Source organism: Anaerospora hongkongensis, from assembly GCF_004339805.1.
Lineage (GTDB): Bacteria > Bacillota > Negativicutes > Sporomusales > DSM-15969 > Anaerospora > Anaerospora hongkongensis.
The window spans coordinates 96435-109526 of the sequence record NZ_SLUI01000002.1 but is presented as its reverse complement, the minus strand read 5'-3'; the positions used below and the strand labels follow the sequence as shown (position 1 = coordinate 109526).

The 13092-nt window shown below is 46.2% G+C and carries 14 protein-coding genes; 9 read left to right on the top strand and 5 right to left on the bottom strand.

What is annotated here, in order from left to right; all coding sequences use genetic code 11:
• Positions 1 to 98: 98 nt before the first annotated feature.
• A complete protein-coding gene (locus EV210_RS02975; protein ID WP_132075371.1) occupies positions 99 to 659 on the top strand; it encodes an acyloxyacyl hydrolase in 561 nt (186 codons plus the stop codon).
• A gap of 60 nt (positions 660 to 719) precedes the next feature.
• Here EV210_RS02975 and EV210_RS02970 read toward each other — a convergent pair whose 3' ends face one another.
• The 4 genes from EV210_RS02970 to EV210_RS02955 form a co-directional block, all read right to left on the bottom strand.
• On the bottom strand, positions 720 to 1523 hold the full coding sequence (locus EV210_RS02970) for a 2-oxo acid dehydrogenase subunit E2 (protein WP_132075368.1): 804 nt from the start codon (positions 1521 to 1523) through the stop codon (positions 720 to 722).
• Between the two features lie 131 nt (positions 1524 to 1654).
• Positions 1655 to 2233, bottom strand: a complete 579-nt coding sequence (locus EV210_RS02965; RefSeq protein WP_132075365.1) for a CBO0543 family protein — start codon at positions 2231 to 2233, stop codon at positions 1655 to 1657.
• A gap of 14 nt (positions 2234 to 2247) precedes the next feature.
• Entirely contained in the window at positions 2248 to 2805 is a 558-nt protein-coding gene (locus tag EV210_RS02960) for a hypothetical protein (protein ID WP_132075362.1), read from the bottom strand.
• A gap of 119 nt (positions 2806 to 2924) precedes the next feature.
• Positions 2925 to 4322 (bottom strand): GntP family permease, encoded by a 1398-nt coding sequence (locus tag EV210_RS02955; protein ID WP_132076320.1) that lies wholly within the window; start codon positions 4320 to 4322, stop codon positions 2925 to 2927.
• 239 nt (positions 4323 to 4561) lie between these two features.
• Here EV210_RS02955 and EV210_RS02950 point away from each other — a divergent pair, with 239 nt between their 5' ends.
• Both EV210_RS02950 and EV210_RS02945 read left to right on the top strand, forming a co-directional pair.
• Positions 4562 to 6775, top strand: coding sequence for a sigma-54-dependent Fis family transcriptional regulator (locus tag EV210_RS02950; RefSeq protein WP_243650436.1), 2214 nt, complete (start codon positions 4562 to 4564; stop codon positions 6773 to 6775).
• A gap of 20 nt (positions 6776 to 6795) precedes the next feature.
• Positions 6796 to 8007, top strand: a complete 1212-nt coding sequence (locus tag EV210_RS02945; protein WP_132075359.1) for a molybdopterin molybdotransferase MoeA — start codon at positions 6796 to 6798, stop codon at positions 8005 to 8007.
• A 52-nt stretch (positions 8008 to 8059) separates the two neighbouring features.
• Here EV210_RS02945 and EV210_RS02940 read toward each other — a convergent pair whose 3' ends face one another.
• Complete coding sequence (locus EV210_RS02940; RefSeq protein ID WP_165898764.1) at positions 8060 to 8770, bottom strand: L,D-transpeptidase; 711 nt, start codon at positions 8768 to 8770, stop codon at positions 8060 to 8062.
• A gap of 211 nt (positions 8771 to 8981) precedes the next feature.
• On the opposite strand from EV210_RS02940, the gene EV210_RS02935 reads away from it, so the two are divergent.
• The 6 genes from EV210_RS02935 to EV210_RS02910 all read left to right on the top strand — a co-directional run bounded on the left by EV210_RS02935 (position 8982) and on the right by EV210_RS02910 (position 12967).
• On the top strand, positions 8982 to 9176 hold the full coding sequence (locus EV210_RS02935) for a DUF1858 domain-containing protein (RefSeq protein ID WP_132075355.1): 195 nt from the start codon (positions 8982 to 8984) through the stop codon (positions 9174 to 9176).
• A gap of 46 nt (positions 9177 to 9222) precedes the next feature.
• Positions 9223 to 10257 (top strand): spore photoproduct lyase, encoded by a 1035-nt coding sequence (splB, locus tag EV210_RS02930; protein WP_243650414.1) that lies wholly within the window; start codon positions 9223 to 9225, stop codon positions 10255 to 10257.
• 141 nt (positions 10258 to 10398) lie between these two features.
• Positions 10399 to 10773 (top strand): ATP-binding protein, encoded by a 375-nt coding sequence (locus EV210_RS02925; RefSeq protein ID WP_132075353.1) that lies wholly within the window; start codon positions 10399 to 10401, stop codon positions 10771 to 10773.
• Positions 10774 to 10869: 96 nt separating this feature from the next.
• The gene (locus tag EV210_RS02920; protein WP_132075351.1) at positions 10870 to 11172 is read left to right on the top strand and encodes an STAS domain-containing protein; all 303 of its coding nucleotides are present in this window, start codon (positions 10870 to 10872) and stop codon (positions 11170 to 11172) included.
• A 215-nt stretch (positions 11173 to 11387) separates the two neighbouring features.
• On the top strand, positions 11388 to 12173 hold the full coding sequence (motA, locus tag EV210_RS02915; RefSeq protein WP_132075349.1) for a flagellar motor stator protein MotA: 786 nt from the start codon (positions 11388 to 11390) through the stop codon (positions 12171 to 12173).
• A 2-nt stretch (positions 12174 to 12175) separates the two neighbouring features.
• The gene (locus EV210_RS02910; protein WP_132075346.1) at positions 12176 to 12967 is read left to right on the top strand and encodes a flagellar motor protein MotB; all 792 of its coding nucleotides are present in this window, start codon (positions 12176 to 12178) and stop codon (positions 12965 to 12967) included.
• The last annotated feature ends 125 nt before the right edge of the window (positions 12968 to 13092 follow it).

Sequence of the window (13092 nt, the reverse complement as noted above, 5' to 3'; positions counted from 1 at the left end):
CTCGGATAGCGAATACTAGCAATGTTTCTGAAAAAGGGAATAACTGGATGTTTGACAACGGAAAGGTTGTTAATTTCGTAAGCGAGGAGCGTCTTATTATGCGTAGATGTAGTTGTTTAACAGTGGTCATTGCCGTTTTACTGATGCTTTTGCCAGGAATATCGTTCTGTTATGCAGCCAGTTCTCAGGCAGAAGTGGATTGGGACTATCTGATTCCGTTTCACCAGGACCGGGAGCTGGATACGGTATCACTGCATGTTATGAAGAAGTTTTCGGAAACTAAAGGCCGTTCTTTGTACCGAGGCCTAACCATTACCCGGCCATATGGGGATATTTTTTACGAGAATCAGCAGCGAGCAAGCTCGGCAGTTGGCGTCGGTCCCAGTTATATGGTTCGCTTTGCAAAAGGCGGCCCGGGAAAACTGACGTCTGCTTTTGATATCAGCGGCGGGCTTATCTTATATGACAAAACCTTTCCGGCCGGAGGGAAGCAGTATAACTTCATGTGGCGGGTCGGACCACGGTTCATTTATAAAATCGATACTAATTCTTCATTGAATATAGGGTATATGGTAATGCACGTTTCCAACGGTCTCAAAACTGATAATCCATCTTATGATGCCTATGGGCTTTCGGTGGGCTTCACTACCAAATTTTAAAGCAATTTATTAAGAAAACGCCTGCAGAAATGGTATATTTCTGCAGGCGTTTTAGAATTCTTATAAGTCGAAACCGCTTTCAATTAAGCTGGATAACCGGGAGATAAACCGCGCAGCCGGAGCACCATCGATAACGTCATGATTAAGCAGCACTGTCATATATAGATATTCTCTGATTGAAACCTCACCTTTATAAACTCCCGGCTTTTTAACAATTGACCCGAGCGCGAAACATGCCGGATGAATACTAACCGGAATAACCCAGCCTTTAGCATTGCCGATGGAGGTAAGAGAGGTCACGACAATTGTCCCGGCGATTTTTTTCATGAGAAAGGGATCCTTTAAGATATGCTGCCAAATCAGCAGCCTTAAGAATTGTGGCAGCGCAAGGTAAAACCGCATAGCCCATTTATACTGATGATTGCCAAGTACATAGTCCTCTTGGGTCCTAATAGCCTGATCTTTTGCAGCTGAAATTTCGTGCTGAATTTCTTGCAGCGTTTTTTCATTTACATTACGAATGACCATTGGCAAAGGAATTTTTTCATGATTAACTTCTTTTTCTACGATAACTGAAATATCAACCTCATCAAAAATGAGCAGTTGATCATTGCCTTTGCGAATGCCGTGCACAGACTTGTGCTCGGCAACAGCCTGACTGATACATTTTATGATCCAGCCGGTAAAAGACAGGGGAGCTTTGTGGCTGCTGCGATATTTCTTAATCAACTCTCTGGCCAGGGTGACGTCAAGCTCCAGCAGAGCCTGCATGTGATGTGTTCTAACTCCGAGATAGCCGATGTCAAAAGTAGACTTTCTGCTGGAGGGAATTTCTTTGAGGATATGCGGTGCCTTCTCTTTCATGGGTACCTCTGTGATATTGCTAAAGTATATTTTGCGGGGGACGCTGGTAAAGGAATATTTCCAGCTAATCGCGTTTATTCCTCTTCTTTTTTGCAGACAGGTAGCAAAGCAGTGATCAGTTGCAATTTACGCTATTCTTTTTCTTCCAGCCCCGTAGACTGTTTGCTTTTTTCTGCAGCAGCATATATTTTCATCACTAGCCACTTAATGCTGACTGCCATGAAAATGTAGATCGGAAACCCATAATAATACCGCCATTTAAGCAGTTGATAAAAACCGCTCCACACCAATAGCGGTTCGAGGATAAAGCAGAATATGACCGCCATAATCACAGTGGCTTTCCAAAAGCTTTTCCAGGTAGTGCAGTTTTGGTAAATAATTGAATAAATCATTGGCAGGCTCGCCAGGTCTACGGCTGATAAAGGCGGGAAGATGGCTATAATATCTGCAGGATACTCCCAAAGGGTCAGTTCTTCACCTATTTCATCTAAAATGAGGGTTATTGCGGCCGTGATAGCGGCGTGGAGGGTAATTTCCGGCAGGCGCGATTTATCAACTAATTTGCACCAGACAAGCGTAGCGAAAACAAAGACGCCGATTAAAAAAAACCAGCGAAAATGAAAAAGGTCACTTTCCAGCCACTCGCTGATTCGCAGCTGCGTCAGCAGTTTCTGCAATTCGATAGTAGTTGAAACACCTGAGTCGGACAAAGTTACTGACCTCCTTATTTGGAATGCCTCTCGGCAACCGAGAATAAGAAAAGAACGATTCCTCTGACAAGGAGCGCTACCACGATATAGAGAAGGAAGTTATAGCCGTAACTCCAGTTCAATAATCGGTATAAATCGATTTCGGCAAAAACAGGCTCCAGAATAAAAGCCAGAAAGCCTGCCACGCCAATAAGGGCAATACCAAAGCTTTTCCAGGTGGGAAAGTACTGGTAGGTAAGGGAGAGAGATAAAGTTACAAATAGTAAATTGCTGGCTGAAATTACCGGAAAGACCGGAAATAAATAGACTGGATAAACCCAGAGAGTCAGTTCATCGCCGCATTCATCCAGTCCCATCATGATAATCAGCGTTAGTACTGTATAGAGCAAAACCTCCGGTAGTCTAGCCTTATTAAGCAATTTCCACCACAGGACGGCGGAGAGAACAGACAGACCGCAGAGAATCCACCAATTCATATGAACAATATCCTGCATCCATTTAGCAACGTGGGCAGTAGTCAGCATTTTCTGCAGCTCTACTTCAACTGCAGTACCCGTCACAGCAAGTAACATAGGCTGCCTCCCCGGCAATTTCGTTTAGTCAGTCGGGCTTATTATGCCACAAGGCAGGCATCAGCATCCAAATATAAAAGGAAGGACCCAGCGCTGGGTCCTTCCTTTTACTATATAACTTACAGCAAGCCGGTGAGGCTGTGAATTGTAATTGCTACAAATACCATTGCTGTTTTAATAATAGTCATTACAAAAATATCTCCGTACGAATCGCGGTGAGTGAGACCACAAACTGCCAGCAGTGTAATTACGGCGCCGTTATGCGGCAGGGTATCCATACCGCCTGATGCCATAGAGGCAACGCGATGGAGAATATCGGGAGACATACCGATGGCATTAGCCCAGGCCAGCCAGTCTTTGGCCATCAGATCTAACGCGATCGACATGCCGCCAGAGGCCGAGCCGGTAATACCAGCAAGAACATTAACGGTAATTGCTTCAGAGACAAGTGGTGATCCGCCCACTTTAATACCCATAAGGGCGGCGGAAATTGCTTTAAAACCAGGAAGGGAAGCGATTACGTTGCCATAGCCGACTTCTGAAGCAGTGTTCATAATGGCCAGCAGGGAACCGAGGGCACCTGCATTTAGTGTCTTTGCAAGACCACCTGCCGGTAAGCGCTTAAAGCCAAGAGCTACTGCCAGGATAATGCCGCACAGCAGGGCGATAATTAAAGCCCAGATACTAATTACGTTTTTAATTGAAGCTGCGATGAGTGGTAATTTCATAGCTACAAAAGGAGCAAGGAGATTGGGGTCCCAATTAAAGAAGCGAATCATGGCAAAGTTGACAACTAACACAGTCAGCAGAGGTAAGATGGCAATCTGCCAGGATGGAAGATCGACATCGTGACGAATTTCTGGCTCGTTCAGGGTATGGTTACCGTAGCCTTCGCCAGCCTCTTTTGCTGCTTTGCGGCGCCGTTCGAGCCACATAATGCCAAGTGAGAAGATAGCAAAGCCGCTGATTATTCCAAGAGTTGGTGCTGCATAAATATTAGTACCGAAAAAGTTAGTAGGAATTAAGTTTTGAATCTGCGGAGTTCCGGGCAGACAGTCCATCGTGGCAGTGAATGCACCTAAAGCGATTGTGCCAGGGAGCAGACGTTTCGGAATGTTGGCTTCCCGGAAAAGAGCGGAAGCGAAGGGATAAACAGCAAAAACAACGACGAAGAGGCTTACTCCGCCATAGGTTAATACTGCTCCGGCCAGTACGACAGCGAGGATGGCGCGCTCTTGGCCAAGGCTTTTAATAATGTATTGGGCAATGCCTTTGGCAAGACCGGTTTCTTCCATGACTTTGCCAAATACGGCTCCTAATAAGAATACAGGGAAAAAGGATTTTATATACGTTACACCTTTGGCCATAAACAATTCCGTATAAGCAGGCATAACGGACAAGCCGGAGAGTGAGGCTGCCAAGAGCGCAAAGATTGGCGCGAAGAGGATAACCGAATAGCCCCGGTAGGCAAAAAACATAAGCAAAAACAAACTAAGAATAATGCCGATAACTTCCATAATCATGTAACCTCCTGATGTTAATAGTTAATGTGCAGTGCAGTTGTTTTAAAGTGTGACTTCATCCCCTTTCATTAATCTGACACTTTGTTTATTCGCAATTTCCGTGCCAAGTCTGAATTTTAATGAAAAATACAGACAAATCCTTGCTGCGCAGGCAGTTTTGTTTCCTCGTGATAAAAGCAAAATAGGTTGATTTGTGACAAAAGTGTACGCATTTGAGGATTGGCTGTGTGCAAATGCGTACAAATGTGCTGTCTGTTTTTAGCGGTTTTTCGCGAAAGAAAAAATCAGGAAAAGGATTTATGGAAGCTATTGTTGAAGTAGTTTGTACACAAGTTATTACAGTGTTGAGGTGCAATATGTACATAAATAATATCATCAACCGCAAGGCGGCACCGGTATCGGCCGAAATGACCCTAGCTGAAGCTGCGGATGCGTTTAAAAGGTTGAATGTAGACGGATTTCCTGTCATCAATCAGATGGGCAGCTTGGTTGGAATGCTTACCAAGACTCATATTGTCAATGCAATTACCGAGCCAGATTTTTTTCAAAGACAAGTAAAAGATGTAATGGAAAAAGACGTATTTTTTCTGCATGTATTTGATGATGTAAAAAAAGTGCAGCAAAAGGACGGCTTTTACCAGCGTGAGCTTATTCCCGTGGTAGATGACAATAATTTTCCTGTCGGGATAGTCAGTCAGGCTGATTTTATGCGGTTTCTTTCCGAGGACGCGACGTTTTTAGCTGAAGAAATTCTGGCGGTTATCAATTCGACCTGCAATGGCGTTATTGCCATTAATGCAGAGGGGATTATTACCTTGTTTAATCATGCTGCCGAGCACATTACCGGGATAAAGGCCGCTCATTCGGTAGGCAGGTGTATTGACGACGTAATTCCCGGTTCTGGATTGCGGCAAGTGCTGAAAATGGGCAGCGGCATAACCAATCAACAGCATGTAGTGGGTTCCTGTAAAGTACTGACAAACCTTTCTCCTATCCGCAAGGGGAATAAGATCCTGGGAGCGGTTAATGTCTTTCAGGATATCACGGAGCTGCAGTCGGTAGCTGCCGAACTGGAAAGTGTCAAAGATTTAAAAAGCATCTTGGAATCCGTTGTTGAAAGTCTGTTTGAAGGCATCGTCGTCGTAGACAAAAATGGAATCATTACGATGCTGAACCAGGCATATGGTGATTTTCTGGGGATTGATGCCACTACCGCTATCGGGCACCCGGCTACCGATATTATCCCTAATACCCGGATGCACCTTGTTGTCCAGAATCGCAAGGCGGAAATTGGGGATGTGCAGCGGATCGGTGATAATAATGTAGTTGTTACCCGGATTCCAATCATTAAGGACGGCGAGATTACGGGGGCAGTAGGCAAAGTACTGTTTAAGGATGTAAAAGACTTACGGACGATGGCCAATAAGCTGAATAAATTGCAATCGGAACTGGAGTATTATAAGGAAGAGCTGCATAAAACTTACGGTGGCAAATATACAATTGAAAGTATTATCAGCCGCAGTGAAAAGATGGAGTGGCTGAAAACAATTGCGGCAAAAGCAGCCAAGGGCCATTCGACGGTGCTGCTGCTGGGCGAGAGCGGCACAGGAAAAGAGCTGTTTGCTCATGCGATCCATCAGGGCAGCCCGCGGCGCAACGGACCGTTTATTAAGGTGAACTGTGCCGCTATTCCGGAGCCGTTATTAGAGTCAGAACTGTTCGGCTATGAGGATGGCGCTTTTACCGGTGCCCGCCGGGGAGGCAAGCCGGGGAAATTTGAACTGGCGAATGGCGGAACTATTTTTCTTGATGAGATTGGCGACATGACCATGTCGATGCAGGTCAAGCTGCTGCGCGTGCTGCAGGAAAAAGAGGTGGAAAGACTGGGCGGTACTAACACCAGCACGGTAGATGTACGCGTCATTACAGCCACCAACAAAGAATTGGAGCAGTTGGTAAAGCAGGGGAAATTCCGGCCTGACTTGTACTACCGTCTAAATATCATTTCCCTCAGTCTGCCGCCGCTTAGAGAACGCTATGAAGATATACCCCTGTTATGCAATGTGCTGCTGCAAAAAATCAGTAATACAATTAATACGTCAATTAAAGGAATATCGCCGGCTGTCATGAAATTGTTTACAGAGTACAGCTGGCCCGGTAATGTGCGGGAATTGGAGAATGTACTGGAGCGGTCAGTCAATTTAATGGATGACGAAGAGTTTATTATGCTTGAGCATCTGCCGCCTACAATTAAGAAATCATATAAAGTAGCGGAAGAAACAGCCGCCGATATTTACAGTGTTTTGGAAAATGCGGAAAGACAGGCGATCTGTAAGGCCCTCGAGGCCATGGAAGGTAATAAGAGTAAAGCCGCTCAACTGTTAGGGCTGCACCGTTCCGGCTTTTACAAGCGGTTAAAGAAGTATAACATTATGGATAATGAGTAAGCAAAAAGGAGTGCTGCAATGTGGCAGTAAAATTAGAAACCGCTCAGCAGGCGCTGCTTGATCAGGCGCCTGTGCTGCAAGTGGAAGCGGTCAGCCTGGAAATGAGCTGGCGGCGGGTCATTGCCCAGGAAGTAGCTGCCGCAAGTGATTTCCCGCCATTTGACCGCTCGCCGCTGGATGGATATGCTCTGGTGGCGGATGAGGCGGCACGGGCTGTGCCGGAGCGGCCGGTAGTATTAACAGAGATCGATTCCGTTGCGGCGGGAGAAGTCTCACAGAAAGCGGTTCAGCCAGGTACCGCCTGCCGGATTATGACCGGTGCTCCTATACCGGCTGGTGCTACCGGAGTGGTGCGGATTGAGGATACGATTGTGATAGATAAGCAAGTTCAGGTTTTGAACGGTCAGGGACTGGACGGCAATATTTGCCGTCAGGGAGAGGAGATTGCCGCAGGGGAAAAAGTAATCATTCCCGGAAGCGTTATCAATATGGGAGTTATGGGGATGCTGGCGGTGCTTGGCATAGACCGGCCTTTAGTTTACCGGCGGCCGCGGGTGGCGCTGCTCGCTACCGGCAGTGAATTAGTAGAAGTTTACGAGAAACTTTCTCCCGGCAAGATTCGCAACTCCAACAGTTACATGCTGAGTGCTATGGTGAGGGAAGCAGGCGCGCAGCCTCTGCTGCTGGGTACCGCCAGAGACGATATTGATGAAATCAGCGGTATGATAACCGGTGCGCAGGATTTTGATGTATGTATTACAACCGGTGGTGCATCGATAGGTGATTATGATTTGATTGGTGACATATTTGCAAAGCTGGGCATTACAGTCCTATTTGAGCGGATTAGCATGAAGCCTGGGATGCCTGTGCTGGCCGGAGTAAAAGACGGAAAGCTGTATATCGGTTTGTCCGGCAATCCGGCGGCAGCCAGTGTTGCGTTTGAACAAGTGGTTAGACCGGCGCTGTTGAAGATGGCCGGGCGGACAAATTGGTGGCGGCCAGTTGTCAAAGCGCAGCTCACGATACCGTTTGTCAAATGCGGCGGCGCGAGACGCTTCGTTTGGTCCCGCTGCTGGCAGGGGACGGAGGGCTTGTTGGTGGAACCTCTTAAACTGCAGGGACATGGTATGCTGAAATCGGCAATAGGGGCGAATGCGCTGCTAATCGTGCCTGAAGACAGCCCGCCGCTGGCTGCAGGAACGTGGCTGGAAACGATGCTGCTGGTAGAATAGAAAAGCTCCTGGCCTGAACAGTTTGTCAGGCCAGGAGCTTTTTTACTGAGGATTATTGACGATGAAATTCTGGTTTAGGGGGCAGCAGCGTCGGCACTGGCTGCACCGCTGCTGCTATCGGTGAAGCAATTTTTTCCGTCATAGCTTTTTCCGGTTTACTACCATCTTTCAGAAATTGCGGAGCAGGAGCCTGGGGGTACTTTTGTTCATATTTTGCATATAAACTGGCGAAATGCTCGGCAGTATTCAACTGGCGATGATAAATGTCCGGCCATACTTTCAGATAAAGTCCATCCGGCTTTTCTTCCAATACCATCGTTTCGTATTGAATGATAACCGGAGTACCAACTTCGACATGCTCGTACAGCTCCTCAATATCCTGATTATACATCCGGATGCAGCCGCCTGACACGGGATAGTTAATATCCCAGCCTTTATTTGTTCCGTGAATGCCATAAGCCGGAGCAAATTCCATCCATCTTGTTCCTAACGGGTTTTCGGGGCCAAACGGAATGGGTGTTTTGTCTTCAAACTTAGAACCGGGAACCCAGATGGGAAACATTTCTTTTGCTAATAGGAGGTATGTACCGGTGGGAGTTTGTTCGTAGTGGGTACCTACTGCTACTATGTAGGTTTTTATGACCCTGTCGTCTTCTACGAGCGTGAGGCGATATTCCGGTATATTGACCATAATTTGGGGAGCAGCCTGGACAGGCTGGATAAAAATCAAGGCAAGAAGCAGGAAAGTCAGAATGAAACGCAAAACCGCTGCACCTCGCTTTTTATAGTAATGTACTCTTATCATGTCGTCAGCGGACGGGTAATACACTCGTTAATTCCTGGTAATACTGTAATAAAAAATACTAGGACGTGATAAAAGTCACAGTATTTCTGCCCGGCAAACGGTACAATAAAAACATAATTAACAAGTTAAATCCGGTCGCCGGAGCTAAATAATAAGGAGTGAATATCAGATGAACAAAATCACAAAAGACAGCATTATCGGGGATATTGTCCGTCAATACCCTGCCAGCATTGCCATTTTCCGCTCCCACGGAATGGGCTGCCTCGGGTGTCCGTCAGCTAGTGGGGAAAGTGTGGAAAAAGCGGCCGGCATACATGGCATTGATGTAGCAGAACTGCTGGAAGATTTAAATAAAGTGCTGTAAAAATCAGCCCGTTGGGAAGAATAAAGGATAAAGCAGGACGAAAGGAATGACAGTCATGCTCCCCTTTGTACCCAAACGGGCTTTTTTTGAGCCTCAAGCCTTACATTATCCGCTGGGCAAGGAGATTTACGACCGCCTTACCGCCATGGGGGTGGAAATTGCAATGACCAGCTCTCATAACAGAGTTACCGGCATACCGGGGAAAACAACCGGGGAGGCCTTCCGGGAAGCCAAACGGACGCTGGTGGTAGGTGTGCGCAAGACAACTGATTTTGCGAGCTGCAAACCGTCGGCTCATTACCAGCTGCCCTTAAATACCAGTTGTCCCAGCATGTGTGAATATTGCTATCTTTCCACTACCCTGGGACGCAAGCCGTATATGCGCGTATATGTGAATATCGAGGAAGTGCTGGATCAGGCACAAAAATATATCGAGGAACGGAAGCCGGAAATAACTTTTTTTGAAGGGGCGGCTACTTCGGATCCTATTCCTGCCGAATACATTACGGGGGTGCTGAAACAGGCAATTGAGTTTTTCGGTAAGCAGGAATTTGGCCGCTTTCGTTTTGTGACCAAACATTCTCATGTGGATTCGCTGCTGGATGCAAAACACAATGGACATACCCGCTTTCGTTTCAGTCTGAATGCCGCCAACATTATTACCCGTTTTGAACATGCCACACCCGGCATGGAAGAACGGGTAGAGGCTGCAGGCAAAGTTGCCCGTGCGGGCTATCCGGTGGGTTTTATTATTGCTCCAATCTTTTATTATCCTGAATGGCAGGCGGATTACCGCCAGTTGTTTGCCGCCCTTGATAAACAGCTTCCCGGGCATGTCCGGCAGGATTTGGCGTTTGAATTTATCACTCACCGCTATACGAACCGGGCGAAGAATCAAATAATGGAAATTTTTCCTGCTACTGCCCTGCCGATGGACGAAGAGCATCGCAAGTTCAAGTACGGTCAGTTCGGCTACGGCAAGTACGTTTATAATAAGGATGTAATGCTGGAAATGAAGACCGCTATGACCGCCATGGCAGCTGAGTTTTTCCCTGAAGCTAAAACAGAATATTTCGTTTGAAAAGATCGAAGAACCGCCAGATGCCTGGCGGTTCTTTTATTTAACAATAACTTATTAATAAGCCTGAAGGATATTGGAGGATTTGAACGAATTTTGTTGTATGTCATAACCAACGAACCTGTATTGATCAGGAGGGGTAACATGCATTGTTATGCCGTTTCATCTTTAGCTGAGTTCTCCGGCGTGCGGGAACAAATTCGCAGCATTACATTAAAGCTTTGTCCGGACAGAGGGGATCTGCTGTTTGTGGCGTTAAATGAGGCCGTAAATAATGCCTTGTTTCATGGCAATGGCGGCGACAGTAAAAAGCGGGTAGAGATCATTCTGTCACTGGAAAACAACCAAGTCTCCATCTGTATCCGGGACCAGGGCCGCGGTTTTGATTACCGAAACCGGCAGGCGGAGGAGGAACTGGATGAGCATGGCCGGGGCCTTGCCATTATGCAGTATTGTGCCGATAGTATCGAGTTTAACAAAGATGGCAACGAGATCATATTGCGCAAAAATATTAATTAAGTCTGCGTGATATTTACATAAATTTCCCGGATAGAGCAACGAAGTGATATTTGCTGGCTAAATTAGAACGAATCAATAGCAAGGAGAGATGTCGAAATGAGACAGGAAATTAATATTCAGGATGGTCAGGTACTTGTCAGCCTTTATGGCAGCTTATATGTGGAAGAGGCAGCTGTATTGCGTCAAAAATTACTGATGAATATTGAGAAGGGGTACAGCCGGTTTGTTGTAAACCTTGCGAATGTAGACTATATTGACAGTTCGGGCTTAGGGGTGTTAGTAGCGATTCACAAGCGTTCGCTGCAGCATGGCGGCAGTGTGGCAATTACAGGACTTAAAGGTACGGTTAAGGAGCTGTTTGAGCTTACCCGCTTGAACAAGGTATTTGATATTCAATAATAGCGGGGCATAACGCCTCTCCTGGGGCCTAGTAAAATGACCAAACAGATAGATCAAAAGTCGCATTTTCACGGTAAGTAGACCTAAGGTCTCATTGCAGGGTAGACAAAAAGTGTTGTCGAATGATAAGATGAACGTGAAGAATAAATCGAATTTTGGTAGTTGGTTGTTTAGAGTTTGCTATTAAGGCTGGAGTTTGGTGGGAGGTCTGAATCTTGGAGTTAGCAACGATTATAGGTATGGTCCTTGGGTTTTTGACAATTACAGTCGGAATGGTGCTCAAGGGATCTAGCTTAACTGCTCTTAATAACCCCGCAGCAATTGTTATTATTTTCGTTGGTACGGCGGCCTGTTTACTGAATGGTTTTGCAATGAATGATCTGAAAAAGTTCCCGGTACTTCTGCAGATGCTCTTCAAAAAACAGGAGCTGATTTCCAAAGGGGAGCTGCTCAGGCTGTTTGTTGAGTTATCCCAAACTGCCCGCCGGGAAGGTATCCTGGCACTGGAAGGCCGCATGGAAGAACTAAGTGATCCTTTCTTGCGCAATGGTATTAGTATGATTGTTGACGGCTTGGATGCCGAATTTGTCGGTGACGTTTTGGAAGCAGATGTACAAGCTATGGAAGAGAGACATCGTTCAGGTGCTTTGATTTTTAGCCAAGCCGGTACATATGCCCCGACATTAGGGGTATTGGGTGCTGTTATTGGTCTGATTGCCGCCTTAGGCAATTTGGATGATATTGAAAAACTGGGACATTCTATCGCAGCGGCTTTTGTTGCCACTTTGCTTGGTATTTTTAGTGGCTATGTACTCTGGCATCCCTTTGCTAATAAGCTTAAGACTATGTCTAAGCACGAAGCGGAAAGAAAGCGCATGATGATCGAAGGCGTTTTATCCCTTCAGGCTGGCGACTCGCCTATTGCTGTGGAAGCCAAACTGCTGGTATTTGTGGGACAAAAAGAACGGGCTTCCTTGAAACCTAGCAAGCCGGAGGCTTAAACATGTCAAGAAAACATCGCAAAGAACATCATGAAGAACATACGGATGAAACGTGGCTGATTCCCTATGCGGACATTCTGACGCTGTTATTGGCATTGTTTATTGTGCTCTTTGCTTCTTCTCAAGTAGACCAGAAGAAATTTGAACAGATGGCTACTTCTTTCAACAGTGCTTTTCAGGGTGGCGATAAATCCATTTTTGATAATACCCAGAGTCCGCCTCAGATCACGCAGGGGCAACCCCGTCCTAAGGGGCCTGACTCCGATTCAAAAGGCTTCGACAGCCTGGCGATACGGCCTGACCGGACGTATATAGAAGAAACGCTGCAATTAATCGAAGTGAAGAAGCAGCTCGATGATTATATTCAGAAAAATGGACTCGCCGGTGATTTGGAAACCAGTCTTTCAGAAGATGGGCTGATGGTACGCATTAAGGATACGGCTTTATTTGAATCAGGTCATGCCGACCTGCTGCCCGAATCTCGCCGTTTTGCCGGAGAACTGGCTAAGATGCTCGCCCCGATGACCCAGCGCCTTTTTGTATCCGGTCATACGGATAATGTGCCGATTAATACGTATGAGTTTCCTTCTAACTGGGACTTAAGTACGAAGCGGGCCCTTAACTTTATGAAGTTTCTGCTAATGCAGGAACCTACTCAAAAGGCTGCACGCTTTAGCGTTACCGGATTTGGAGAATATCAGCCGATTGCCGGAAATGATACGGAAGAAGGCCGTGCGAAAAACCGCAGGGTAGAAATTTTAATTATGCGTAATCATCCTATAAAAAGTCAGTAAGCAAAAAACCTTGACGTTCATGTCAAGGTTTTTTAGTTTGTCGAGAAAGCTCTTGTTTTTAATTTTTTTTTGACTCGCCTGGTAATTGTTTGTAAAATAATACTATATTTGTTTGCAAAACCAGA